The organism is Diaphorobacter aerolatus, from assembly GCF_014489535.1.
GTDB classification, from domain to species: Bacteria; Pseudomonadota; Gammaproteobacteria; order Burkholderiales; family Burkholderiaceae_C; genus Diaphorobacter_A; species Diaphorobacter_A aerolatus.
This window is the reverse complement of the sequence record NZ_CP060783.1, coordinates 3,164,770-3,189,812: the sequence shown is the minus strand read 5'-3', so window position 1 is coordinate 3,189,812 and position 25,043 is coordinate 3,164,770. Positions and strand designations below refer to the sequence as shown.

Below are 25,043 nucleotides of genomic sequence, written 5' to 3'. Positions count from 1 at the left end.
AGCCTGAGCCTCAACGGCATTGAGTCGCAAAAGGTTATTTTGGCGCTGCCACTCTCGCTGGATCTCTACGCCAACGTTCTGATCGGCAGATCCCGCATGCGCTTGCCAGTCGCAGCGAAGATCGCGTTGGCTATCGCTGGCGCAACCGGCGGCAGCGGCGGTTCACCGACCCCGCCGGGCGGGGTTTGCAGGCGGTTGTTGATCAGGTGCGTGCGGACCACGGGCGGCGATTCGTTGTGGCGTGCGATCTCGAACTGGTGGAAATTGCTTTGCATCACCGCGCCCTTCTCGAACGTGAGGTCGCTCTTGAGCGCGATGCTGAGGCCCATGATCACCGAGCCCTCCATCTGCGCGCGGATGCGCTCGGGCGTGATCTGAGGTCCGCAATCGAGCGCCATGTCCGCCGCAAGCACGCGCACCTCGCCCTTGTCGTTCACCTCCACCTCGACCACGGTGGCGGCATAGGTCAGAAAGCTGTAGCTGAATGCGAGCCCCAGGCCGCGTCCCTTGGGCAGCTTGCGACCCCACTTCGCGCCTTTGCACGCGGCCTCGATCACCTCGCGCAGACGGCCGGTATCCAACGGATAGACCTCGGGCGACTCGGAATAATTCCAGCCGTCCTCGAATTCCTTCAGCGGATTGAGCTTGCGCGCAGGGCCGATCAGTTGGAGCGCATATTCCTTGTGATCCCTGCCCGCGCGATGCGCCAGCTCGGCGATGAAGCACTGCGTCGCAAACGCGTGCGGGACGTTGTAGACCGAGCGGAACCAGCCGATGCGCGTATGCGCCGGCACCTTGCCGGTCTCCACGCGGAAATTCGGAATCTTCCATGGCAGGTTGACCGCGCCCATGCCAAGTTCCGGGGCACTTTCGCCCTGTGCGGACGAGTCGAACAGCGAGCTGATCGTGGGTGCGACGGTGCGGTGCAGCCATGCCTCGGGCATGCCGTCCTTGCCGATCACGGCCTCGAGGTGTTCGAGCGAGACCGCGTGATAGAAATCGTGCTGGATGTCGTCTTCGCGCGTCCAGACCACCTTCACCGGCTTGCCCGGCATGGCCTTGGCGATGATGGCCGCCTCGGTCACGAAATCGGCCTTGGACTTGCGCCCGAACGCTCCGCCAAGCAATTGCGGATGCACCGCAACCTTGTCCTTGGCAAGACCGAGCTGCTTGACCACGCCATCGCGCGCATTCTGCGGGTCCTGCACGCACGCCCAGACGTCGCAACGGTCTCCATCGATCAGCACGGTGGCCGATGGCGGCTCCATCGACGCATGTGCGTGGTGCGGGATGTAGTACTCGGCGGTCACGCGCTGCTGGTCGCTGGCCTTGCTCCATGCGGCGCCTGCATCGCCGTTGTTGCGCACCACCTTGCCGGGTTCGCGCGCGGCCTTCTCCATGGCTTTTCGGTACTCGGCCGAATCGTAGGAGGCGTGCTCGCTCTCGCTCCACTCGATCACGAGCGCCTTGCGCCCCTGCATCGCCGCCCAGGTGTTGCTTGCCACCACCGCCACGCCGCCGAGCGGCTGAAACGCCGGCGATCCGGTGTACGCGGGAATCTGCATCACCTTGATCACTCCGGGCACCTTGAGCGCGGCGTCGCTGTTCACGCTCTTCACTCCGGAGCCCAGCACCGCAGGCCGCGCAACCACGGCGAACACCATGCCGGGCATGTGCGGATCGATGCCGTATTTGGCGCGACCGCGACCGATGTCCTCCAGGTCGATGGCGCGCACCTTGTCCTTGCCGATGTAGCGAAATTCCGACTCCTTCTTGAGCCTGCGCTGACCGGCCTGCGGCACCGGCTGCTTCGCCGCGTCCTCTGCAAGTTCTCCGTAGCCGAGCTTGCGCCCCGTCTTCGAGTGCACGACCTGATGCAGCGTCGCCTTGACCTCGCCCACCGGCACCGACCAGCGCGCGGCGGCAGCGCCTTCGAGCATCTGCCGCGCCGCCGCGCCCACGCGGCGCATCGGCATGAGGAAGTGACGCACGCTGCGTGAACCATCGACGTTCTGATTGCCGTAGCGCGCCTCGTCCCCATCGGCCTGCACCACCTTCACGCGCGCCCAGTCGGCCTCCATCTCGTCGGCCACCACCATCGGCAGACTGGTGCGCACGCCTGTGCCCATTTCCACGCGATGCGCAACGATGGTGACCGTGCCATCGGTGGCGATCTTCACGAACACCAGAGGGTCATCGACCGTTCCACCGGGCATGGAATCGGCACCGTATTTCTTGCCCGCGTCCTGCGCGTGGACAACGCCCTGCATGCTCACCGCCAGCATCAGGCCCGTGACGGCACCGGCCTTGAGCAGCGAGCGGCGATTGAGCGCGCCGCGCTGTGCATCCGAAAATATCTGCGACATCACTGACCTCCCTTGCTGAGCAAATCGGCCGCATGCCTGACCGCCGCGTGAATGCGGAAATACGTTCCGCACCGGCAAAGGTTGCCGCTCATGGCGTTGGTGATGTCCTCATCGCTCGGCGCCGCGTTGGTCTTGAGAAGACCGACCGCCGACATGATCTGCCCGGCTTGGCAATAGCCGCACTGCGCCACATTGAGTTCGACCCAGGCGGCCTGCACGGCACGCCCCACGCGGTCGCCCTCCATGTTCTCGATGGTGTTGACCTGCTTGCCGGCGGCAGCCGAAACCGGCGTGACACAGGAGCGTATCGGCGATCCATCGAGATGCACCGTGCAGGCACCGCACAGCGCCATGCCGCAACCGAACTTCGTGCCCGTCATGCCGAGTTCGTCGCGCAGCACCCAGAGAAGCGGTGTCTGCGGATCGGCCTGTACGGCCTGCTCCTTGCCATTGATCGAAACGTTGGTGGTCATCGTGGAGATCTTTCTTGTGGGAGGGCGCGCAATGGATCGTGAAAGTGCGCCGTTGCCTGCATTGCTGCGCGTCCATCATGACCGCCAATATTGATACGCGTCAAGCAACAGACGCCCGAGTGACGACCGGACGCGGTGACCATTTGTGAAAAAATCGGGTGCCATGCAACCCAGCCACCCCGCTTTGCCCACCCTCGTCATCCTCGCCGCAGGGCTGGGCGCTCGTTTTCGCGCCGCCGGTGGGCATACGCACAAGCTCGACGCACCGCTTGCCGGTATCCCCGTGTTGCAGAGATCGCTGGATGCGGCGCGGCAATCGGGCCTGCGCCTGCACGTGGTCCGCCCGGGCGACGGCGGGGATGGCATGGGCGACTCGATTGCCGCGGGTGTTCGGGCCGCGAGCGATGCCAATGGCTGGCTGATCATTCCCGCAGACCTGCCGCTGTTGCTGCCGCAGACGCTCACGCTGATGGCACAGGCGCTTGCGCGGGGATCACACGAGGTCGTGGTGCCGCACTACCGGGCGCAGCAGGGCCACCCCGTGGCGTTCGCCGCAAGCTGCTTCGCGCGACTGACGGCGCTCGCGGGCGACCGGGGCGCGGCATCGATCGTGCGCGAAGCGCGCGAGCGGCAACAGGTGCTCGATCTGGAGATCGACGACATCGGCTGCATCACCGACATCGACACACCGCAGGATCTCGCCCGTGCCGAAGCACTGCTGCTCCGTCGCTCGCCGCTCACGTCTCTGCCGCGCTGATGATGATGCGCCGCGCGCGGTCCACGAGCGGCTTGTCGATCATCTTGCCGTCAACGGTCGTCGCAGCCCCGGCGCTTGCATCGATGGCGACCAGCACGCGCCGCGCCCAATCGAGTTCCTGCGCCGACGGCGCGAACGCGGCATTCACGGCGGCCACTTGCGCCGGATGAATGCAGAGCTTGGCACCAAAACCCAGCTGACGCGAACGCCGCGCGTCCTTTTCAATCGACTCCGCATCATGGACACTCACGCTCACGCCATCGATGGGCGGCAACAGCCCGGCACGCACCGATTCGAGGACGATCTGCGTGCGCACCGCGTCGAGCGCGTGATCCTCATCGGCAATGCCGCTTTCGGTGGAAAAATCCACGCTGCCAAAGGACAGTTGCGCAACCCCCACAACTGCGCAGATGGCCGCGAGGTCAAGGCAGGCGGCAACCGTCTCGACCAGCGCAATCACGCGCCTGCCCGCAAGCCCCGCGACCACCTGCGCGAGTGACTGCGCATCGGCCTTGGGCAGCATGAGCGCAGCGTTCGGCGTGCGCGCGAGCATGGCCAGATCGTCATCGAACCACGGCGTGCCAAAGGCATTGATACGCACGATTGCAGCCCTGTCCGTGCCGTCCAGCCAGACGCGCACCTGCTCGCGCGCATGGGACTTCATCTCCATGCCGACCGCGTCCTCGAGATCGAGAATGATCTCGTGCGCACCACTGGCCGCCGCCTTGTCGAACCGCTCGGGACGGTCGCCGGGAACAAAAAGAAAGCTGCGCGCGATGCGGGTCATAGGTCTTGGTCCGTTGGCTTCGGGATGCCTCGATTCTGCCGCCACTCGAAGATCACGTCCTGCGAGGTGGTGATCGCGCGCCGTCAGTGCCAGGACAGCGCCACGAACTGCACGCTGAACCGCGCCCCCGGGCTGGCAGCGCCGGGGCGGGCGTCTTCAAGCCTGACCTCGCCGCCGTGCTGACGTGCGATCTCGCGCACGATGGGCAGGCCCAGGCCGGAGCCGTCCGCCTCGGTGCCGAGCGCGCGGTAGAACGGCTGGAACACGAGTTCGCGCTCGGCCTCGGGCACGCCGGGGCCGGAGTCTTCGACCTGCACCATGACCACGCGTCCAAAGGTGTCGGCCAGCACGCGCGCGGTGACCATGCCGGGCCTGTCGGGTGCCGAGGGCGTGTAGTTGATGGCGTTGTCCAGAAGATTGCGCACCAGTTCCTTGAGCAGCGTGGCGTTGCCTTCCACGTAGACGCCGGGCGAGCCGGGTTCGGCGCCCTCGTAGCCGAGATCGATTCCCTTGTCGAGCGCGCGCGGCACGCTGTCCTGCACGACCTCGATCACCAGCCGCGCAAGATCGACACGCTGGCGTTGCAGGCCCGATGTGCTGCCCCCTTCGGCGCGCGCCATCGACAGCAGTTGATTCACGGTATGCGTCGCGCGTATCGAGGAGCGGCCAATCTGCTTGAGCGAGAGTTTGAGTTCCTCGGTGCTGGTGCCCTCGCGCTGCGCGAGATCGGCCTGCATGCGCAGCCCCGCCAGCGGCGTCTTGAGCTGGTGCGCGGCGTCGGCGAGGAAGCGCTTTTGCGTGGCGATGGATTCGTTCAAGCGGCGCAGCAGATCGTTGACCGAGTCCACCAGCGGCGCCACCTCCATCGGCACCGCCTTGTGGTCGAGTGGCGAGAGATCGTCCGGCTTGCGCGCGCGAATGCGCTCTTCGAGCAGATGCAGCGGCTTGATGCCGCGCGCAAGCGCCAGCCACACCAGCAAGACCGCGAGCGGCATGATGACGAATTGCGGCAGCATCACGCCCTTGATGATTTCCGTGGCAAGCACGCTGCGTTTGGAGCGTGTTTCGGCCACCTGCACCAGCGCGGCGGGCGCGTCGGGCAATGGCACGCGCACCCAGATATAGGCGATGCGGATGTCGACGCCGCGCATCTCCGCATCACGCAGCCGTACCTCGCCGGAGAACGGCTTTTCCTCGTCCGACGGCCTGGGCAGGTCGCGCTCGCCCGAGAGGAACCGGCCGTCCGGCGCAATCACCTGGTAGTAGATGATGTCCGACTCATCGGCGCGCAGTATCTCGCTCGCCGGTTGCGGCAGATTGAACTGCACCTTGTCCTTGTTGACCGAAACGAGCTGCGCGAGCGCCTGTGCGTTGTATTCGAGCGCCCGGTCGAACGGCTTGTTCGCAAGGCCCTGCGCCACCAGCCAGGTGAGTGCCAGACTCACCGGCCACAGCACAAGCAGCGGCGTGAGCATCCAGTCCAGGATCTCACCAAACAGGGAACGCTGCTCGCGCTGAAAAATCTTCAATGCCGGGCCTGCAAACGAAGAAAAAGACGAATCATCACAGTATCACCTACCAGCCATTCGCGACGCTGACGCGCACTGACGGGCGGGCCACCGGGGAACCACCATCCTCCCACCGGCACCGCCAAAGCTCGCGCGGCAAAAGTAAGTCACCCAGGAATTTTTTCGAGGCAGTAGCCCAGGCCGCGCACGGTGGCTATGCGGATCGGCCCTTTTTCGATCTTCTTGCGCAGACGGTGGATGTAGACCTCGATGGCGTTGTTGCTAACCTCTTCGCCCCACTCGCACAGCCGCTCGACCAGTTGATCCTTGCTCACGAGTCGGCCTGCGCGCTGCAGCAGCACCTCCAGCAAGCCGAGTTCACGCGCCGACAGTTCGACCATCTTGCCGTCGATGGTGGCGACGCGACCGGTCTGGTCGTAGGTCAGCGGGCCATGCTTGATGACGCTGGTCGCGCCGCCCATTCCGCGCCGCGTGAGCGCACGCACCCGGGCCTCCAGTTCCTGAAGGGAAAACGGCTTGGCCATGTAATCGTCCGCGCCGTAGTCGAGGCCCTGTACGCGCTCTTCCACGCTGTCGGCGGCAGTGAGGATCAATACCGGCATGGCCGAGCCGCGACTGCGCAGTCGCTTGAGCACTTCGAGCCCGTGCATCCTGGGCAGGCCGAGATCGAGAATCAGCAGATCGAATTCGTTGTTGGTCAACAGCGCAGAGTCGGTCTCGGACCCATTGGCCACGTGATCCACCACCGCACCCGACGCCCGCAGCGTGCGCAGCAGCCCATCGGCCAGAACCTGATCATCTTCAGCGATGAGAATGCGCATTACCCGTCTCCATGTTTCCGGTGGTGGCGCGCTCGTGAATGAGCGCCCTTGATTGGCCGTGCTCTCAATCGACGCACCGGATTTGTCACCGTCCCGTCACGGGAAAGTGATTTAGTTGCGCCGCAGGGCAATACCGAAATTGTAGGGTCGCGAGCGCGCTCGCGTCCGCAAAAGGTATCTGTCGTGCAATACGCGAACCACTACACCGCCCATGAGCCTCACCGTCGCAGACATCGTCCACCTGTTCGAAACCCGAGGCGATGCGCAATACGACGGCGAACCCGTCACCCAGCTCGAACATGCGCTGCAATCGGCCCACCTGGCCGAGCAGTCCGGCGCCGCAAGCCCCCTCATCGCCGCGGCCCTGCTCCATGACCTCGGCCACCTGCTGCACGACATGCAGGGCTCACCCACCGCGCACGGCGTGGACGACGTGCACCAGTACCGCTGCATTCCCTTTCTGCGCGGGCTCGTTGGCGAAGCCACGCTCGCGCCGATTCGCCTGCATGTGGACGCCAAGCGCTATCTCTGCCTGCACGAGCCCGGTTACCTCGCGTCGCTGTCCGCCGATTCGGTGCGCAGCCTGCGACTGCAAGGCGGCGTGTTCACCGAAGAGCAGGCGCAAGCATTTGCCGCCCGCCCGTTCGCGCGCGATGCGCTGGCCTTGCGACGCTGGGACGACCTTGCCAAGACGGCCAACGCCCGCGTTCCCGAGCTTGCGCATTTCATCCGTCACGTCGAGGACGCCAGGGCCACGCTCACGCATCCGGCAACGTGAAGGCCATCGCGTGGTCAATCACGTACAGCCAGCAGCCATCCGCCTGTCTGCGAATGACCCCGGCCGTCGCACCTGTGGGCCCGCGGTGCAGGACCAGTTGGAGCACTGGGCGCGTCACCCCAATTCGCCATAAGCCTCCAATCCCAGCGTGACCACGGTCGCCACCTCCGCACCCACGGCCTCGCGAAACTCCGCTTCGGCTTGGGCGACCGCCGATTCGAACGCCTTGAGCCACGCCAGCCCGGTCGCTGTGAAGCGCACGATGCGCGCGCGGGCATCGTGCGGATCGGGCTCTCTGGTCACGAGGCCCCAGGCCTCACATTGATCGACCAGGCTGGCCATGGCCTGCTTGGTCATCCCGGCGGATTGCGCGAGATCGGTCAAGCGATCACCGGCGAGCGACAGATGCCGAGTGATGTGGATGTGCGCGGCACTCACCTGCTCGCGCGCCGCGAGATTGGACAGCGCAAGCGGCACCTGCACGTCATGTGCCATGAGCTGGTAGACGCGCTCATCGAAGCGGCGCATGGCGTGACCCAGAAGGCGGCCCAGATGGGTCTCGCGCCACGCGTCGGACGCGGGCGTTGCGGGATGGAGTTCGGTCATTTTCAGGCCTTGGTGCGTTGTCTCATATTGTCAGGCAAACTGACCAAAATTTGCTTTGACAGGAAAGTATCCCCGCCTAAACTACTGTTCAAGCACACAGACTGTATTTAAAAACAGTTCTATTCAAATCAAGATCGGACATCGCAATGGCAACGAGCAAGAGGACACCCACCATGGACACCACTGTGAAGAGCACCGCAGGTACGGCTGACAACAGCGAAAAGGCCAAGGCTTTGCAGGCCGCGCTGGCGCAGATCGAAAAGCAATTCGGCAAGGGCACGATCATGCGCCTGGGCGAAGGCGAGGCCATTGCCGACATCCAGGTGGTTTCCACGGGCTCGCTCGGCCTCGACGTGGCGCTCGGCGTGGGTGGCCTGCCGCGCGGTCGCGTGATCGAGATCTACGGCCCCGAAAGCTCGGGCAAGACCACGCTCACGCTGCAGGTGATTGCCGAGATGCAAAAGCAGGGTGGCACCTGCGCGTTCATCGACGCGGAACATGCGCTCGATACCAGCTATGCACAGAAGCTCGGCGTGAATCTCTCCGAGATGCTGATCAGCCAGCCCGACACCGGCGAGCAGGCGCTCGAGATCGTCGATTCGCTGGTGCGCTCCGGCGCGGTGGACCTGATCGTGATCGACTCGGTCGCCGCGCTCACCCCCAAGGCCGAAATCGAAGGCGAGATGGGCGACGCCCTGCCTGGCCTGCAGGCGCGCCTGATGAGCCAGGCGCTGCGCAAGCTCACCGCGACGATCAAGAAGACCAACTGCATGGTCATCTTCATCAACCAGATCCGCATGAAGATCGGCGTGATGTTCGGCTCGCCCGAAACCACCACCGGCGGCAACGCACTCAAGTTCTACGCCTCCGTGCGCCTCGACATCCGCCGCACCGGCACCATCAAGAAGGGCGACGAGGCCATCGGCAACGAGACCCGCGTAAAGGTGGTCAAGAACAAGGTGTCGCCGCCGTTCAAGACCGCCGAGTTCGACATTCTGTTCGGCGAAGGCATCTCGCGCGAAGGCGAAATCATCGACATGGGCGTGAATGCGCGCATCGTTGAAAAGAGCGGCGCATGGTATGCCTACAACGGCGAAAAAATCGGCCAGGGCCGAGACAACTCACGTGAATTCCTGCGCGAGAACCGCGATCTGGCCATCGAAATCGAGAACAAGGTGCGCGAATCACTGGGCATTCCACCGATCGGCGTGACCGCCGTTACGGCCGCCCCGCCGCCGACAAGGACGCGGCGGAAGACGGCGACGAGGCCTGATCAGGCCCTGAGCCACGACGCGTTTCAGGAAACAGTTTTCTTTGCAATTGTCGAATCATTTTCGACTTGATGGGCCGTGCAGCCGTTCAGGCTGAACGGCCCCTTTTTGCATTTCAGATTCGCTCATGCGGAAAGACCATGGGATTCGCCAAACTCTCGCTCAAAGGCCGCGCGCTGAGGCTGCTCGCGCAGCGCGAACATTCGCGCCTGGAGCTTGAAACCAAGCTCGCGCAACATGTCGAGGAAGGCGAGAATCTGGCCGCAATCCTCGACGATCTCGAAGCCAGGCAATTCATCAATCCGGAGCGCGTGGCCGCGTCGGTCGTGCACCGCCGAGCCGCGCGCATGGGCACGCAGCGCGTGGTCCACGAACTGCGCAGCAAGGGGCTCGACGATGCGCTCATCAAGGCCACGGCGGCGCAATTGCAGGCAACGGAATTCGAGCGCGCGGCCGCCGTATGGAAAAGCAAGTTTGGCGGCAGACCGCCCGCCGAAACCCCGCAGGAGCGCGCCAAACAGATGCGCTTTCTGGCATCGCGCGGATTCAGCGGCGAGCTGGTGCGCAAGGTACTCAAGACTGCGGGCAAGGACGACGGCGACGACGTCGCTTGATCCGGTCGCGCCGGCTGGATACTACTTGGACGCGTCACTCACGGCGGCCAACACGCTGATCACCACCAGCATCGCGCCCACCACGACGACCACCCAGTTCCACGCGCTCAGCGATGCGTTGCGATCAAAGGGCACCGAACCCAGTTGCCTTTCGTTCAGGCGGTTCGCATGCGCCTGCACCGGCAGCAGAAAGACAAAGCCGAAGATGCTCAGCAACGCCCAGACATGGGGCAGAACATCCAGCAGGTTCACCGCGACGTAACCCACGGTGAGCAATCCGGCCTGCAGGGGGAGCCGCCATCGGTTTTTGCCTCCAGCGTGCGCACGCGGCGAAACAGCGGGTAGCAAAAGAACAGGAACAGCAGCGTGCGCCGCGCGGGGGAAAAATCGCACCCGCCATTCCATACGCGCACGTGCCGCCAGTGGGCATGGAACCAGTAGAGGTGATAAAGACCCATCGTGCAGATGCTCAGCACGGCCAGCTTGCGCAGCGAGACGGGAAAGAACGGCGGCTGGTTCATGGGTGTCGTCACGCACCCGCGCCAGGACGGCGTGCCGCATGCGCATGAAGTGCCATCAACCGAGCAGCCGCTCCGGATTGGCGTTCAGCTTGACCAGCGCATCGCGGGTTGCGCGCATGGTGAGCGCCTCTTCCTCCTGCGCGACCAGCAGGCCCGATTGCAGGTAGGTGCCAAGGCGGCGCAACTGGATCAGATAGCTCGTGCCGTCGATGGCGGCAAACAGATGCAGCTTCTTGCGTCGGCTGTGCCAGGCATATTGCACCTGCGCCGACGAGCCGTTGTGGTCGAGCGTGAACCACGCGCCCAGCGGCATCTGCTGGGCCCAGCGCACGACCTCGTCGCGCACGGGCGAGCCGTTGTCGGGGATCACGTGAATCGACGAGGCGTCGATGCCGAGCAGCATTTCCACGTTCTCCGACGACAGCTCGAAGTCGCCCGCGTCGGTGTCGCCGATCACGTCTTCCAGATTCGCCAGACGCTGGATCATGGCGTCGATGTACTCGCGCGGAATCGTCGCGGTCTTGGAGAGGAAGGCATCGGCCAGCGTGTCGGTCAACACCTTGATCAGCGCGTCCTGCGGCGCGCCGGTCACGCCCGTGAGGGACAGGCCGTGGCGCAGGTTCTGCAGCAGATTGGGCAGATTCTGGATCACCTGCGCGCGCTCGGAGCGATGCGGTTTGGCGCTCGCCGCCCAGACCAGATCGGCGGCCGTACGCTTGAGTGCCACAGTCTCGTCATGCTGCGGGCCGCTGCGCACGGCGGACACCGCCAGCACCTCGGCCCAGTTCTTGAACAGGAACTCGCGAATCTCGTCGCGCACCTGCATGTCCTTGAGCATGTCGCGCAACTCGATCGTGTACTGCACCGAGAGCGTCTCGCGCTGCTCGACCTGCTGCGCCACGCCGACGATCTTCTGCGTGCTCTTGCTCTCGGCGAGCGACTTGGCGATGAAGCGCTCGAATTCCTCGAACACGAGCTGGAACACACGGCTGCCGGTCTCGGGATACTGCTCGATCACCTGCACCACGCGCCGCACCTCAGCCTCTAGCGCCGTGCCGTTGATGGTGGCCGCGTCGAAGCCGAGCACGCACGCGCCCATGCGGTCAATCAGTTGCCGGGCCGGATGCGTGACGTTGTTGAAGAACTCGGGCTCTTCCAGCGCCACGCGCAGCACCGGCACCTGTAGCCGCGCAAACCATACGCGGATCGAGGGCGGCAGGCGGTCCTCGTTCAGGATGCTCTGGAACATCAGCGCCACCACTTCGATGATGGCTTTTTCGCTGGCGCTCGAGGCTTTCTTCTTGAACTCGGCGGCGCGCTCGCGGACCGCGCCGATGACCTGATTGACCACCTGCGGGGTGTAGTCCTGCGGCTTGGTCAGCGCTGCCATGCCGCCGGGCACGGTCAACAGCATGGTGTCGGGCGACATGGCGTGGTAGTTGGTCATCGCCTGCACCAGCGCGGCGGAGGCCGGTGGTGCGTTGACCATGTCGTAGTTCATGGCCGGCTGCGTGAGCAGGTTGCGCAGTTGCACCATCACTGCCGCAGCTCTCTGGCGCGCGCGTTGCAGCGGCGCAAGAAACGGCGAAGCCGCCATTTGCGCGCTCATCTGCGCGTTGAGCTGCGCGTTCATCGCCATCTGGGCGTTGATCTGCGCGGCCAGTTGCGGCGACATCTGCGGCATCGGCTGGGACGAGAACTGCGAGCCTGGCGGATGGGCGGCGTGCCCGCCATGTCCTGCATGCGCCGCACCCGGTTGATGCATCTGGCCCGGGTTCGCCCAGCCCGCGCCCTGCGGCATGGGAAACAGGCCGCCCGCACCGGCCACGCCAAATCCCGTGGGATAGCCGTGCAGCGGCATGCCGCCGAAACCGCTGCTCTGGCCCATCGGCGCCGGTCCGCTGTCGTAGCCACTGTTGAGCGCGCCTGCCATGCTGTTGCCAGCACCGCCACCGCCGTGCGAGGCCGTGCGCTTGACGCGCGAGCGCAGATCATCGCTGGCCGACGCGGAGACTCCACGTTCCTCGAACAGCTTGTTGAGCGCCTTGTATTCCTTTTCGAGCAGGTTGCCGAGTTCGGTTTGCAGCGGATCGATCACCAGTTGCAGATCGGCGCGCGACATGCCGGATTCGATCCACTGGTCGACCACGTCAAGGCAGACCGTCTCGGGCCGCAGCAGGTCGCGACTGGAAAGCTCCCGGCCTTGCAGCCGCTGCGTGCGCACCTTGACCGTCTCGAAGTGGCTACCCGCCTGCTCGCTCACGGTGAGCGCAATCCGCGATGCGAGGATCTTGTTTTCGACCACGTCGTCGCTGAGCAGCTCAAACCCGCCATCGAGCGATAGCTCATTGGGCGCTGGCGATACCGTGGATGCCGCCTGGTGCAGGGTGCTGCCTGCCGCGCCTGCCTCGTTCCAGGTCCTGGTGAGGCGTTGCAGCCAGTCGGCCTCGTGTGCCTTGTAGGACATCCAGGCGTCGCGATTGGTCTGCATGTCGCGAACCACGCCCGACTGCTCGGCAAGCGTGAGGAAGAATTCCTGCAGCCTCGTGCCCAGTGCCGCCAGTCCGGCGACCACCCCTTCGGCAAAGCGCTGGCGACCATGCAGGGCCAGACGCTGGTCGGTAGGAGAGGACGGCGGATATTCCATAGGAGATTGATTATGTGCGGCGAGGGCCTATGGGTCTATCCCCACCGCAGTAGCCGGTGGACCCGAGACGCCATCAACCCGGATTCTGTATCAAGATTCAAGGCTGCGGCGACACGGATCTCCCAACTGTTGGACTTTTGCTCTTAGACGGCGGCTCCGGCGTTCGGATCGTTCGGGTCCAGATCCTTGCGCGACGGCGCCTTCACCAGATCCTCGCGCTTGACGCCCAGCCACATGGCGATGGCGGCCGCAACGAACACGGAGGAATAGATGCCGAACAGAATACCAATAGTCAGTGCCAGCGCAAAGTAGTGCAAGCTCGGGCCACCGAAGAAAAACATCGACAGCACCATCGCCTCGGTCGACGCGTGCGTGATGATGGTGCGGCTCATCGTCGAGGTGATGGCGTGGTCGATCACCTCGGGCGTGCTGAGCTTGCGGAACTTGCGGAACGCCTCGCGAATCCGGTCGAAAATCACCACCGATTCGTTGACCGAATAGCCCAGCACCGCGAGCACCCCGGCCAGCACCGACAACGAGAACTCCCACTGGAAAAATGCGAAGAAGCCCAGGATGATCACCACATCGTGCAAGTTGGCGATCACTGCGGCCACGCCGAACTTCCATTCGAAGCGGAACGCCAGATAGACGATGATGCCAGCACCACCATGCCGAGCGCCATCAGGCCGCCGTGGACCAGTTCCTCGCCCACCTGCGGCCCGACGAACTCGGTGCGGCGCAGCGTCACTTCGGGATCGGCGGCCTTCAGGGCGCTCATCACCTGATCGCTCTGCTGAGCGGAGGACACGCCCTTTTGCACCGGCAGGCGGATCATCACGTCACGCGAGCCGCCGAAATTCTGCACGGTCACATCCTGCGTGAAACCCGCACTCGCGACCGCATCACGCACCTTGCCGATGTCGGCGGTCTGCTTGTAGGCGACCTCCATGACGGTGCCGCCCGTGAACTCCACCGACAGATGCAGGCCGCGCGTGACCAGGAAGAACACGGCCAGCGCGAAGGTGACGAATGAAATCACGTTGAGGATCAACGCGTATTTCATGAACGGAATGTCTTTTTTGATCCGGAAAAACTCCATGGTCTTCCCCTTTCTTATTTATTTATTGATCGCCATCGCCGTCAACGACGGCACGACCCGAGGCCACGGAGCGATGGCCCGACTCGCCTTCCGGCTTCCAGACCTGACCGATGGAAACGCTCTTGAGCTTTTTCTTGCGGCCGTACCAGAGGTTCACCAGACCACGCGAGAAGAACACCGCCGAGAACATGCTGGTCAGAATGCCGATGCAGTGCACCACCGCAAAGCCGCGCACCGGGCCGGAGCCAAACGCAAGCAGCGCGAGACCCGCGATCAGCGTGGTGACGTTGGAGTCCAGAATCGTCGCCCAGGCGTGCTGGTATCCGGCGGAGATCGCCTGCTGCGGCGCAACCCCGGCGCGTAGTTCCTCTCGGATGCGCTCGTTGATCAGCACGTTCGAATCAATCGCCACACCGATCGCCAGCGCCATGGCCGCAATGCCCGGCAGCGTCAGAGTCGCCTGCAGCATCGACAATATCGCGAGCAGCAGGAGCACGTTCACGCCGAGCGAGATCGTGGAGAACACGCCGAACAGCATGTAGTACATACACATGAACACGGCAATCGCCACCATGCCCCACACCACGCTGTGGATACCGCGCTGGATGTTGTCCTCGCCCAGGCTCGGGCCGATGGTGTATTCCTCGATGATTTCCATCGGCGCGGCGAGCGAGCCGGCGCGCAGCAGCAGCGAGGTGTCGTTGGCTTCCTGCGTCGTCATGCGACCGGAAATCTGCACGCGGCCCCGCCGATTTCGGAGCGGATCACGGGCGCGGTCACGACCTCGCCCTTGCCCTTCTCGAACAGGATGATGGCCATGCGCTTGCCCACATTTTCAGCAGTGATCTGCTTGAAGATGCTTGCGCCCTTGGAGTCCAGCGTCAGGTTGACGGTCGGCTCCTGGGTCTGGCCGTCGAAGCCGGGCTGCGCGTCGTTCAGGTTCTCGCCGGTCAGGATCACCTGCTTCTTGACGATCACCGGAATCTGGTTGCGGTCCAGGTACTTTTCGCTGCCGAACGGCACCGGGCCCTGGCCCATTTCGGCCGAACGCGCCTCGGCACTTTCGTCCACCATGCGCACTTCCAGCGTGGCGGTGCGGCCCAGAATGTCCTTGGCCTTGGCGGTGTCCTGCACGCCCGGCAGTTGCACGATGATGCGGTCCAGACCCTGCTGCTGGATCACCGGCTCGGCCACGCCAAGTTCGTTGATACGGTTGTGCAGCGTGGTGATGTTCTGCTTGAGCGCCTGTTCCTGCACCTTGCGCATGGCTTCGGGCTTGATGGTGGCGCGCAGCACGAAACCTTCGCCATCGGAGCTGGTGGTGGCGGACAGATCGGGAATGGTATCGGTGACCAGATTGCGCACCTGCGCGAGCGTGGCTTCGTCGCGCACCTTGACTTCGACCGCGTCGCCATTGCGGCTCACGCCGCCGTGGCGGATCTTCTTGTCACGCAGTGCAGCGCGCAGGTCGCCCGCATAGGACTCGACCTTCTTGGTGATGGCGGCGCCCATGTCCACCTGCAGCATGAAATGCACGCCGCCACGCAGATCGAGACCCAGATACATCGGACGCGCATGCAGCGCGGTCAGCCAGGCGGGCGAGCGCGAAAGCATGTTCTGCGCCACGATGAACGTCGGATCGTTGGCGTCGGGGATCAGCGCCTTCTCGACGATCGTCTTGGCCTTGGCCTGGTTGTCCACCGAGTCGAAGCGGGCAAAGATCGAATTGCCCTCCTGCACGACGGAATCCGGCTGCATGCCACCGGCCTTCAGCGCGTCTTCCACACGCTGCCGCACGGCGTTGTCCACCTTCACGGTCGCCTTGAGGGACGACACCTGTACTGCGGGAGCTTCGCCGAAAAAATTCGGCAGGGTGTACAGCACCCCCAACAGCAACACGATCACCATGATCGCGTATTTCCAGACCGGATATCGGTTCATGATCGCGCTCTTCACTATCACGGAGAGTGACGGTCCGGTGAGCAGCCATCAGGCCCCTTCTGCACGAGGCGGGCCCGCCTGCTTCATTGCTTCACCGGGCCATCGACGACGGGCACGCATGCATGCCCGCAACGGACTTGGCCGAAACCGTGGGGTTTACTATTACTACTACTACGGTCTACGGTTGATGTGGCTGGCTTGTTACTTCAGCGTTCCCTTGGGCAGCACCTGCGCCACGGCGCTGCGCTGCACCTGCACTTCGACGCCATCGGCGATCTCGAGGTGTACAAAACCTTCGCCCAGACGCGACACCTTGCCCAGCAGGCCACCGGAGGTGACGATTTCATCGCCCTTGGCGAGCGCGTCGATCATGGCGCGGTGCTCCTTCTGACGCTTCATCTGGGGCCGGATCATGATGAAGTACAGCACCACGAACATCAGCACCAGCGGCAGCATGCCGGTGAGCGAGCCCATCAGGCCACCTTCGGCGGCGGCCGGCGCAGTCTGGGCAAAGGCATTGGAAATAAACACGTGAAGACTCCACTTTCTATCAGCAGGATGGTCGAATGGGAACGAAACGGGGGCGTGGCTTCGCCAGCGCAACAGAGTATTGTATTCGGGCGAGGTGGTTGTGGCTTGGCAAAGCCTGTTTGGGGACAGGGCTTGGAGGCCCTTTGCAACGCTCAAAGGGGGTTTAAAAGCTTTTTCTCTCTATGGGTTTTTGGTTGGGTTGCTATCTTTTTTGCTTTTGTTTGAGTAGTTTTGTGCTGCTGGCCGGGATTGCGCCCGGCGGCGCAGTACCTTTTTGTCTTGCCAAAAAGGCACCAAAAAACGCTTTGAATACCTGCGGCAGAACTCGCTTCGTTCCTTCGTCACTTCGCTCGGACAACCGCCGCAAGTCAGCTGGAAAGAGGTGCGTTCGGCACGTCGCTGCGCTCGTGCCGGGTTTGAGTTGCGTGGAGGCGTTGGTGCCCGCTACTGCACGAGCGCAGCGAAGTGCCGACTCCCGCCCTCTGACCACGCCTGGGGCGAGGCGGTTGTGCGGTGGCTGTTGCGTCAAGTGACGCAACAGCTTCAATGTCTAGCTCACGGCAATTGTTTGAGCGGAGAGCCGCAGGCTCGCAGCGAGTTTTGCCGTGCACCGCACGACCGTCTCGCCCCAGGTCGCCCCTCGCAATGCGAGGGGTCGTGGGCAGCGGACTCAACTTTCTTTGATTACTTTCTTTTTTGAAAAAAGAAAGTAATTCGCCCGCCGGGGCGAGACCCGGCCAGCAGCCCAGGAAATGGCACAACTCACGCCGAGGATCAAGCAATCTCCCGCTGCTTGACGATCTCCACCGGCACCCCACGCCACTGGGAAAGCAACCCCTCCCACTTCCCCGAGCCGCATGCAGATGCCGCTCCTTCACATGCCCATAGCCGCGAATCTCCTCGGGTATGCGGGCGATCTCGATGGCCAGCGGGAGATTGCGGGCGTTCAGGCTCTTGAGGATTTCCTCGACGCTCGCGCGGTATTCCTCAATCAGCGCGCGTTCGGTGCGGCGCTCCTCGGTCTTGCCGAACGGATCGAGGGCCGTGCCCCGCAAGCCCTTCAAGCCGGCGAGCACGCCAAAGGCCTTGCGCATCCAGGGACCGTAGCTCTTCTTGACGAGTTCGCCCTTGTCGTTCTTCTTCGCGGTCGTTGGCGGTGCGAGGTGATGGACGATGCGGAAGTCGCCTTCGAACATGTTCTCGATCCTGGAGACGAACGCCCGATCGGTGTGCAGGCGCGCCACTTCGTATTCGTCCTTGTACGCCATCAGCTTGAACAGATAGCGCGCAACCGCCTCGGACAGTTTGGTGGCCGGGCCGAGCCTGGCTTCGGCCTGTTTCACCTTTTCCACGAAGTCGCTGTAACGCCTTGCATAGGCCGCGTTCTGATACGCGGTGAGGAATTCCACGCGCTTGTTCACCATTTCGGCGAGGCCGGGTTTCTTCACGAACTCGATCACCTGCGCGGTCTGGAACAGGGCCTGCACTTCGGCGAGCTTGTATGCGCAGCGACGTCCCCATTCGAACGCGGCCTTGTTGTTTTCGACCTGCACGCCGTTGAGTTCGATGGCCCGCATCAGCGACGCGTGCGTGAGCGGCACGCGTCCCTTTTGCCATGCGTAGCCGAGCATCAACGGATTGGTGTAGATGCTGTCGCCCAGCAGTTGCACCGCGACCTGCTCGGCATCGAACAGGCCGACCAGGTCGGCGCCCACGGCGTCCGCAATGGCGGCTTCGCAGCTCGCTTCGGGGAACTGCCAGTTCGGGTCGTTCACGAACGCCGCCGAGGGCGTGCCGTGCTTGTTCAGCGCCACGAAGGTGCGGCCCGGCTGCATCACGGCGAGCGTGGTCTTGGTGGCGGCAACGATCGGGTCGCAGCCAATCACGAGATCGGCCTTGGCCGTGTCCACCTTGGTGGTGAAGATGTCTTCGGGCGGTTGGCGATCTGGATGTGGCTCCACGTCGATCCGCCCTTTTGCGCGAGACCCGCAGCGTCCTGCGTGATCACGCCCTTGCCTTCGAGGTGCGCGGCCATGCCGAGCAGCGAGCCGATGGTGATCACGCCCGTTCCGCCCACGCCCGCAACCACGATGCCCCAGGCGCTTTCGGCCACGGGCAGCACGGGCTCGGGGATCGGCAGCAGTTGCGTGAGATCGCCCTTCTTTTCCTTTTTCGCCTTCTTGAGCTCGCCGCCCTCGATGGTCACAAAACTCGGGCAGAAGCCATTCACGCAGGAATAGTCCTTGTTGCAGGAGTTCTGGTTGATGCGGCGCTTGCGGCCGAATTCGGTTTCCACCGGCTCGACCGACAGGCAGTTCGACTTGGTCGAGCAGTCGCCGCAGCCCTCGCACACCAGCTCGTTGATGATCACGGTCTTGGCGGGCGTGGCGAGTTTGCCGCGCTTGCGGCGACGGCGCTTTTCCGTCGCGCAGGTCTGGTCGTAGATGATGGCGGTTGCGCCCTTGATCTCGCGGAATTCGCGCTGGATGCGGTCCAGCTCGTCGCGGTGGAACACCTCGATGCCGGACGGCAGATCGTTGATCAGCTCGGCATGTTTGGCGCGCGCCGCATTGGGCTCGGCCTGCTGCGTGCGGCCATGGTATTTCTCGGGCTCGTCCGTCACCACCACGAGCTTGACGATGCCTTCGGCACGCAGGCTGTGCGCGATCTGCGCGACCGAGTGACCCTCGGGGCGCTCGCCCACCTGCTGGCCACCGGTCATCGCCACGGCGTCGTTGTACAGGATCTTGTAGGTGATGTTCGCGCTCGAGGCGATGCTCTGGCGGATCGCCATCAGCCCGCTGTGAAAGTACGTGCCGTCGCCGAGGTTGGCGAACACGTGGTTTTCCTTGGTGAACGGCGCCTGACCGACCCAGGTCACACCCTCGCCGCCCATTTGCGTGAAGGTGCTGGTGTTGCGATCCGGCATCCAGGTCGTCATGTAGTGACAGCCGATGCCGGCCACGGCGCGCGAGCCATCGGGCACGCGGGTGCTGGTGTTGTGCGGGCAGCCGCTGCAGAACCATGGCACGCGGTCGCCGGTCTGCTGCTTGGGTTCGGTCAGCGCGAGTTCGCGGGCCTCGATGACGGCGATGCGCTCGTCCATGCGGCGGGCGATGTCGCTCGACACGCCGAGCTTCTTCAGGCGCTTGGCAATGGCCTTGGCGATGATCGCGGGGGTGAGGTCGGCCTTGGGACGCAGCAGCCAGTTCTGGCTCGGGTTGGGCATGCTCCATTCGCCGCCGGAGTTGTCGCCCTCGATCTCGTCGAACTTGCCGAGCACGTTGGGACGCACGTCGGCGCGCCAGTTGTACAGCTCTTCCTTGACCTGGTATTCGATGACCTGGCGCTTTTCCTCGACCACCAGGATTTCCTGCAGGCCTTGCGCGAAGTCGCGCGTGATCGTGGCCTCGAGCGGCCAGACGACGTTCACCTTGTGCAGGCGGATGCCGAGCTGATGGCAGGTCTCGTCATCGATACCCAGATCGGCCAGCGCCTGGCGCGTGTCGTTGAAGGCCTTGCCGCTCGCGATGATGCCAAAGCGGTCGTTCGGGCCTTCGATGACGTTGTAGTTGAGCTTGTTGGCACGCACATAGGCCAGCGCCGCGTACCACTTGTGGTCCATGAGGCGCGCTTCCTGCTCGAGCGGAGGATCGGGCCAGCGGATGTGCAGGCCACCGGGCGGCATCGGGAAGTCCTCGGGCATGATGATCTTCACGCGGTCCGGATCGACCGAGACGCTGGACGACGACTCCACCACTTCCTGAATCGTCTTCACGCCCGACCACAGGCCCGAGAAACGGCTCATGGCGAACGCGTGCAGCCCCATGTCGAGGATGTCCTGCACGCTGCTCGGAAAGAACACCGGCAGACCGCAGGCCTTGAAGATGTGGTCGCTCTGGTGCGCCGCGGTCGAGCTTTTGCTGATGTGGTCGTCACCCGCAATCGCGATCACGCCGCCGTGCCTGGACGTGCCCGCCATGTTGGCGTGCTTGAACACATCCGAGCAGCGATCCACGCCCGGACCCTTGCCATACCAGATGCCGAACACACCATCGAATTTCTTCGAATCGGGATAGAGGTCGAGCTGCTGCGTGCCCCAGACGGCGGTCGCGCCCAGTTCCTCGTTCACGCCCGGCTGAAAGACGATGTTGTTCTCGGCCAGATGCTTCTTGGCGGCCCACAGCGACTGGTCATAGGTGCCGAGCGGCGAGCCGCGATAGCCGCTGATGAAGCCGGCGGTGTTCAGACCATTGTGCGCATCGCGCTGGCGCTGCAGCATGGGCAGGCGCACGAGGGCCTGCACCCCGCTCATGAACGCCCGGCCACTGTCGAGCGTGTATTTGTCTTCCAGCGACACTGTCTCCAGCGCGCGGCGAATTGATTCGGGCAGCGGGGCGTTCATAGCCTTGTCTCCATCGTGATTGTGGGTGGCCGCCTTTTGAGCAGCATCAATTATCGGGCTTCTGGGTTCTTGCCCGTATCCGCGCAGTGTATGCGCGCAATCTGGATATGTGTTTTCTTTTTGTGCCGTGTTTACCCCAATGCGAGAAAGAATCTTTCCTAAAACAATAGTGAAATGGAAACTTTGGACAAATTCGATCTTGCAATCCTTTCGGAACTGCAAAACAACGCACGCCTGACCAATGCGGAACTCGCGCAGCGCGTGGGGCTTTCGGCGGCACCCTGCTGGCGGCGCGTGCGCGCGCTTGAGGAAGCCGGCTTCATCCTGGGCTACCACGCCGAGATCGACCGCCACAAGGTCGGGCTCGGCGTGCTCGCCTTCGTGCGGCTCGATGCCGAGCGCAACACCGGCGATCTCACGCGGGCGATGGAAGAAGCGATTGCCAGGATTCCCGAGGTCGTCGCCTGCCACTACATCAGCGGCAGCGGCACGTTCGAGCTACAGGTGGTGGCCCGGGATCTGGACAGCTTCTCGCATTTCGCGCGCAACGTGCTGCTCAATCTGCCCAACGTGAAAGACATGCACACCAGCTTTTCACTGGGCGAGGTGAAGATGGCCGGCGCTCTGCCGCTCACGCATCTGGCGACGACGGCGCTGCAACCGAAAACGGTGAAATAACGGCTTGAATATTCCGCCTGGCGGGATGATCGGCTACAGCTTGTTTCCAATTTCCGCAATCCCGCTGGCGGCATGAGCCGGCGTCAGACAAGCCCTGACGGATATCAACGCGACAATCGATTGACATGCCGCCACAGCCACCTCACGATACCGGGCCGCAGCCCGCCACGGACGGTTCCGCCGACCAGGACTCTCGCCTCACGGGCGATGCGGAGCCGGTCGACGATTCCGGTCATCAGAACGTCAACAGCGAACGCGCCGCTCAGGCCGAAGCCGCAGCCGCCGCCGAACTCAAGCGCAGCGCCGCCGAGCGGGCGTCGGCCTCGCCATTCGGGCCGCTGTCCGTGCCGGTGTTTCGCATGCTCTGGGGCACCTGGATCGTCGCCAATACCTGCATGTGGATGAACGACGTGGCAACGGCCTGGCTGATGACCACGCTGACCAGTTCGCCCGTGATGGTGGCACTGGTGCAGACGGCTTCGACCGCGCCGGTGTTCCTGCTCGGACTGCCCAGTGGCGCGCTCGCGGACATTCTGGATCGGCGCAAATATTTCATGATCACCCAGTTCTGGGTCGCGGGCGTCGCCATGGTGCTGTGCGCGGTGATCCTGAGCGGCGGCATGAGCGCGAGCCTGCTGCTTGCCCTCACCTTCGCCAATGGCATCGGCCTGGCAATGCGCTGGCCGGTGTTTGCCGCCATCGTGCCGGAACTGGTCAGCCGCCAGCAACTGCCCTCGGCGCTGGCGCTCAACGGCGTGGCGATGAATGCCTCGCGCATCATCGGCCCGCTGGTCGCCGGAGCGATCATCGCAAGCGCTGGCAGCGCCTGGGTGTTCGTGCTCAATGCCGCGCTGTCGCTGGTGGCGGGCTTCACCATCATGCGCTGGCGGCGCGTACACCCGGCCAATCCGCTGGGCCGCGAACGCCTGGCCAGCGCCATGCGCGTGGGCGTGACCTTCGTGCGCGAATCGCCCGCGATGCGCGCAGTGCTGTGGCGCATCTCGATCTTCTTCTTCCACGCGACCGCGCTGCTGGCCCTCCTGCCCTTGGTGGCACGCGATCTCGAATCGGGCGGCGCGGGAACCTTCACGCTGCTGCTCGCCTCGATGGGCGCGGGCGCGATCTGCTCGGCCATGTTCCTGCCGCGCCTGCGCCAGTTGATGACGCTCGACGAACTGGTGCGCTACGGCACCGCCGCGCAGGCGGTTGCAACGGCCGTGATCGCCGTGGCACCCAACGTGTATGTCGCCGTGCCCGCGATGATCCTCGCGGGGCCGCCTGGATCACGACCGCCAATTCGCTGACCGTGGCCGCGCAGCTGGTGCTGCCCAACTGGGTGCGCGCTCGCGGCATGTCGATCTATCAGATGTGCATCATGGGCGCCACGGCTGCGGGCGCGGCGCTCTGGGGACAGGTCGCGTCGATGTTCAGCGTGCACGTGAGCCTCGGGATCGCCGCGTTTTCGGGCGTGGTCATCATGCTGCTGATTCAGCGCGTGGTGCGCAATCGTCCGGGCGAGGAAGACCTGAGTCCCGCCACCGCGATCAACCGCCCCAAGGCCAGCACCACGCCCCAAGCCGGCCTGCATCTGGTGGTGACCATCGAATACTTCATCGATCCGGCCCGGGCGCAGGAATTTCGCGCCGTCATGAAGGAAAGCCGCCGCACCCGCCTGCAGCAAGGCGCGCTGCGCTGGGAACTGGAGCACGACATCGCCGATCCGCGACGTTACGTGGAGCGCATTCTCGATGAATCGTGGGTGGAACATCTGCGGCGCTTTGACCGCTCCACCAATGCCGACATGGCACTGCGGGATCGCAGGCTGGCGTTTCACGTTGGCGAAAATCCGCCGGTCGTGACGCGCTACGTCGTGGAAATCGAGTAGCGCCGGGCAGCAGAAAAAGCGTCGAGTCGATGCAAGGAACTCACCTCGGCCAGAGCGCCCAGAGCCGCAGGTTCTGCTTCATGCGCCCCGCCACTTCACCTGCCTCGTGGCCCCAGCCCGTGAAGAAGTCGGCGCGCACCGCACCGAGAATCGCGCTGCCCGTGTCCTGCGCCAGAACCAGGCGCGACAGTTGCACCGTCGGGCCGCTCGAGGCCAGCCACACGGGCGTGCCGTAGGGAATGCTCGCGCGATCAACCGCAATCGAGCGCCCGGGCGTCAGCGGCACACCCTGCGCGCCGCGTGGCCCAAACCCTGCGTCCAGCGCGCTGAGCTGCTCCTCGCGGAAGAACACATAGCGCGGGTTGGCCCACAGCAGCTCGTTCACGCGCTGCGGATTCTGCAGCGTCCAGGCGGTGATGCCGGGCCAGGTCGCATCGCGCACCAGACCCTGATCCAGCAACCACTTGCCGATGCTCTTGTAGGGCTGGTCGTTCGTGCCCGCGAAGGCCAGCCGCGTCACGCGCATGGTGCCATCGGCCTCCTGTACGCGAATCCGGCCCGAGCCCTGGATGTGCAGCACCATCGCCTCGACTGGATCCCGCACCCAGGCGATCACCCTGCCCTGCAACGCGGCCTGCGCGGCGGGCAGCGTGTCGATCTGCTGGCGCGTGAACCACGGCTTGCGCACCCCGAGATCGGCGGGCGGCGCATACAGCGGCACGTTGAAACCATTGCCGGGTGTGCGCGAAGCGTCGAGAAACGGCTCGTAGTAACCGGTGAGCATGCCATCGACCTTGCCGTCGTTGCCTTCCACGCGGTAAGGACGCAGCTTGTCCATCATCCAGGCGCGCTGCTCCTCGCCGTTGGCAATCGACAACCGGCGCACGTCCGCGCACAGCGGGGCAAACGCGGGAGCAGGCTTCTCGCAACTGCGCAGCCAGGCGTTCCACGCCTCGAACAAGGAATCGTCGGAGAAGCCCGGCAGATCGCTCCACTCCACCGGCACCCAGCGGCTCTTGGACTGGTTCAGCGTGCCCGGCACCGGGTGGTACTCGGGCACCGTGACAGGGACCGGAGTTTCGGGTGCGGGAGCAGGGGTTTGGGTCGGCTTGGTCGAGCAGGCCGCGAGCGTTCCTACAATCAGCGTCGTTGCAACCAGGCGCAGGAGTCGAAAATTCATGGTGTTGATTTTGATAGAGGCACTTTTGGCCCTGATCATCCTGGTCGCCATTGTCTGGTGGACCATGTTCTCCGGGCGCAAGAAGGGTGAACCGCCAGGCTCCGGCGATTCACAGCAGCGCAAGGATAGCGACAACTGAGATGGGCGGACCGCA

General features: G+C 64.1%; 17 protein-coding genes and 4 pseudogenes. 7 read left to right on the top strand and 14 right to left on the bottom strand.

Going from position 1 to position 25,043, the window contains the following annotated elements; all coding sequences use genetic code 11:
* Window positions 1–65: 65 nt before the first annotated feature.
* Entirely contained in the window at window positions 66–2,366 is a 2,301-nt protein-coding gene (locus H9K75_RS14790; RefSeq protein ID WP_187723197.1) for a xanthine dehydrogenase family protein molybdopterin-binding subunit, read from the bottom strand.
* Window positions 2,366–2,839: a (2Fe-2S)-binding protein gene (locus H9K75_RS14785; protein WP_187723196.1), complete on the bottom strand. Its 474-nt coding sequence runs from the start codon at window positions 2,837–2,839 to the stop codon at window positions 2,366–2,368. Before H9K75_RS14785 ends, H9K75_RS14790 begins: the two co-directional genes overlap by 1 nt.
* Window positions 2,840–3,002: 163 nt before the next feature.
* Here H9K75_RS14785 and H9K75_RS14780 point away from each other — a divergent pair, with 163 nt between their 5' ends.
* Window positions 3,003–3,596: a nucleotidyltransferase family protein gene (locus H9K75_RS14780; protein ID WP_187723195.1), complete on the top strand. Its 594-nt coding sequence runs from the start codon at window positions 3,003–3,005 to the stop codon at window positions 3,594–3,596.
* On the opposite strand, the gene H9K75_RS14775 is transcribed toward H9K75_RS14780, so the two are convergent.
* The 3 genes from H9K75_RS14775 to H9K75_RS14765 form a co-directional block, all read right to left on the bottom strand.
* On the bottom strand, window positions 3,577–4,383 hold the full coding sequence (locus H9K75_RS14775; RefSeq protein ID WP_187723194.1) for an HpcH/HpaI aldolase/citrate lyase family protein: 807 nt from the start codon (window positions 4,381–4,383) through the stop codon (window positions 3,577–3,579). The two genes, H9K75_RS14780 and H9K75_RS14775, sit on opposite strands and share 20 nt — an antisense overlap.
* Window positions 4,384–4,466: 83 nt before the next feature.
* Entirely contained in the window at window positions 4,467–5,912 is a 1,446-nt protein-coding gene (locus H9K75_RS14770) for a sensor histidine kinase N-terminal domain-containing protein (RefSeq protein ID WP_187723193.1), read from the bottom strand.
* A 146-nt stretch (window positions 5,913–6,058) separates the two neighbouring features.
* A complete protein-coding gene (locus H9K75_RS14765) occupies window positions 6,059–6,733 on the bottom strand; it encodes a response regulator (protein ID WP_187723192.1) in 675 nt (224 codons plus the stop codon).
* A gap of 211 nt (window positions 6,734–6,944) precedes the next feature.
* On the opposite strand from H9K75_RS14765, the gene H9K75_RS14760 reads away from it, so the two are divergent.
* Window positions 6,945–7,511 carry a phosphonate degradation HD-domain oxygenase gene (locus H9K75_RS14760; protein ID WP_187723191.1) on the top strand — a complete coding sequence of 189 codons (567 nt, stop codon included), beginning with the start codon at window positions 6,945–6,947 and terminating at the stop codon, window positions 7,509–7,511.
* A 114-nt stretch (window positions 7,512–7,625) separates the two neighbouring features.
* On the opposite strand, the gene H9K75_RS14755 is transcribed toward H9K75_RS14760, so the two are convergent.
* Window positions 7,626–8,117 (bottom strand): MarR family winged helix-turn-helix transcriptional regulator, encoded by a 492-nt coding sequence (locus H9K75_RS14755; protein WP_187723190.1) that lies wholly within the window; start codon window positions 8,115–8,117, stop codon window positions 7,626–7,628.
* A gap of 173 nt (window positions 8,118–8,290) precedes the next feature.
* Between H9K75_RS14755 and recA the strand changes: the two genes are divergently transcribed.
* On the top strand, window positions 8,291–9,460 hold the full coding sequence (gene recA, locus H9K75_RS14750; RefSeq protein WP_226858233.1) for a recombinase RecA: 1,170 nt from the start codon (window positions 8,291–8,293) through the stop codon (window positions 9,458–9,460).
* A gap of 68 nt (window positions 9,461–9,528) precedes the next feature.
* The gene (recX, locus tag H9K75_RS14745) at window positions 9,529–10,002 is read left to right on the top strand and encodes a recombination regulator RecX (protein ID WP_187723189.1); all 474 of its coding nucleotides are present in this window, start codon (window positions 9,529–9,531) and stop codon (window positions 10,000–10,002) included.
* A 21-nt stretch (window positions 10,003–10,023) separates the two neighbouring features.
* Here the strand turns inward: recX and H9K75_RS14740 are convergent, their stop codons facing one another.
* The 7 genes and pseudogenes from H9K75_RS14740 to H9K75_RS14710 all read right to left on the bottom strand — a co-directional run bounded on the left by H9K75_RS14740 (window position 10,024) and on the right by H9K75_RS14710 (window position 21,146).
* Complete coding sequence (locus tag H9K75_RS14740; protein ID WP_187723188.1) at window positions 10,024–10,269, bottom strand: hypothetical protein; 246 nt, start codon at window positions 10,267–10,269, stop codon at window positions 10,024–10,026.
* The gene (locus tag H9K75_RS14735; RefSeq protein ID WP_187723187.1) at window positions 10,251–10,535 is read right to left on the bottom strand and encodes a hypothetical protein; all 285 of its coding nucleotides are present in this window, start codon (window positions 10,533–10,535) and stop codon (window positions 10,251–10,253) included. Before H9K75_RS14735 ends, H9K75_RS14740 begins: the two co-directional genes overlap by 19 nt.
* Window positions 10,536–10,578: 43 nt before the next feature.
* The gene (locus H9K75_RS14730; RefSeq protein WP_187723186.1) at window positions 10,579–13,170 is read right to left on the bottom strand and encodes a DUF1631 family protein; all 2,592 of its coding nucleotides are present in this window, start codon (window positions 13,168–13,170) and stop codon (window positions 10,579–10,581) included.
* Between the two features lie 143 nt (window positions 13,171–13,313).
* Window positions 13,314–14,269 (bottom strand): annotated as a pseudogene (secF, locus tag H9K75_RS14725) (protein translocase subunit SecF).
* 22 nt (window positions 14,270–14,291) lie between these two features.
* Window positions 14,292–16,210 (bottom strand): annotated as a pseudogene (secD, locus tag H9K75_RS14720) (protein translocase subunit SecD).
* 201 nt (window positions 16,211–16,411) lie between these two features.
* Window positions 16,412–16,741, bottom strand: a complete 330-nt coding sequence (yajC, locus tag H9K75_RS14715; RefSeq protein WP_187723185.1) for a preprotein translocase subunit YajC — start codon at window positions 16,739–16,741, stop codon at window positions 16,412–16,414.
* A gap of 774 nt (window positions 16,742–17,515) precedes the next feature.
* Window positions 17,516–21,146, bottom strand: a pseudogene (locus tag H9K75_RS14710) (indolepyruvate ferredoxin oxidoreductase family protein).
* Between the two features lie 174 nt (window positions 21,147–21,320).
* Between H9K75_RS14710 and H9K75_RS14705 the strand changes: the two are divergent.
* Window positions 21,321–21,824: an Lrp/AsnC family transcriptional regulator gene (locus H9K75_RS14705; protein WP_187723184.1), complete on the top strand. Its 504-nt coding sequence runs from the start codon at window positions 21,321–21,323 to the stop codon at window positions 21,822–21,824.
* A gap of 125 nt (window positions 21,825–21,949) precedes the next feature.
* Window positions 21,950–23,709, top strand: a pseudogene (locus tag H9K75_RS14700) (MFS transporter).
* A 40-nt stretch (window positions 23,710–23,749) separates the two neighbouring features.
* Here H9K75_RS14700 and mltA read toward each other — a convergent pair.
* Window positions 23,750–24,955: a murein transglycosylase A gene (mltA, locus tag H9K75_RS14695; RefSeq protein WP_187723183.1), complete on the bottom strand. Its 1,206-nt coding sequence runs from the start codon at window positions 24,953–24,955 to the stop codon at window positions 23,750–23,752.
* Here mltA and H9K75_RS14690 point away from each other — a divergent pair.
* Entirely contained in the window at window positions 24,888–25,028 is a 141-nt protein-coding gene (locus H9K75_RS14690) for a hypothetical protein (RefSeq protein ID WP_187726175.1), read from the top strand. The two genes, mltA and H9K75_RS14690, sit on opposite strands and share 68 nt — an antisense overlap.
* Window positions 25,029–25,043: the final 15 nt, after the last annotated feature.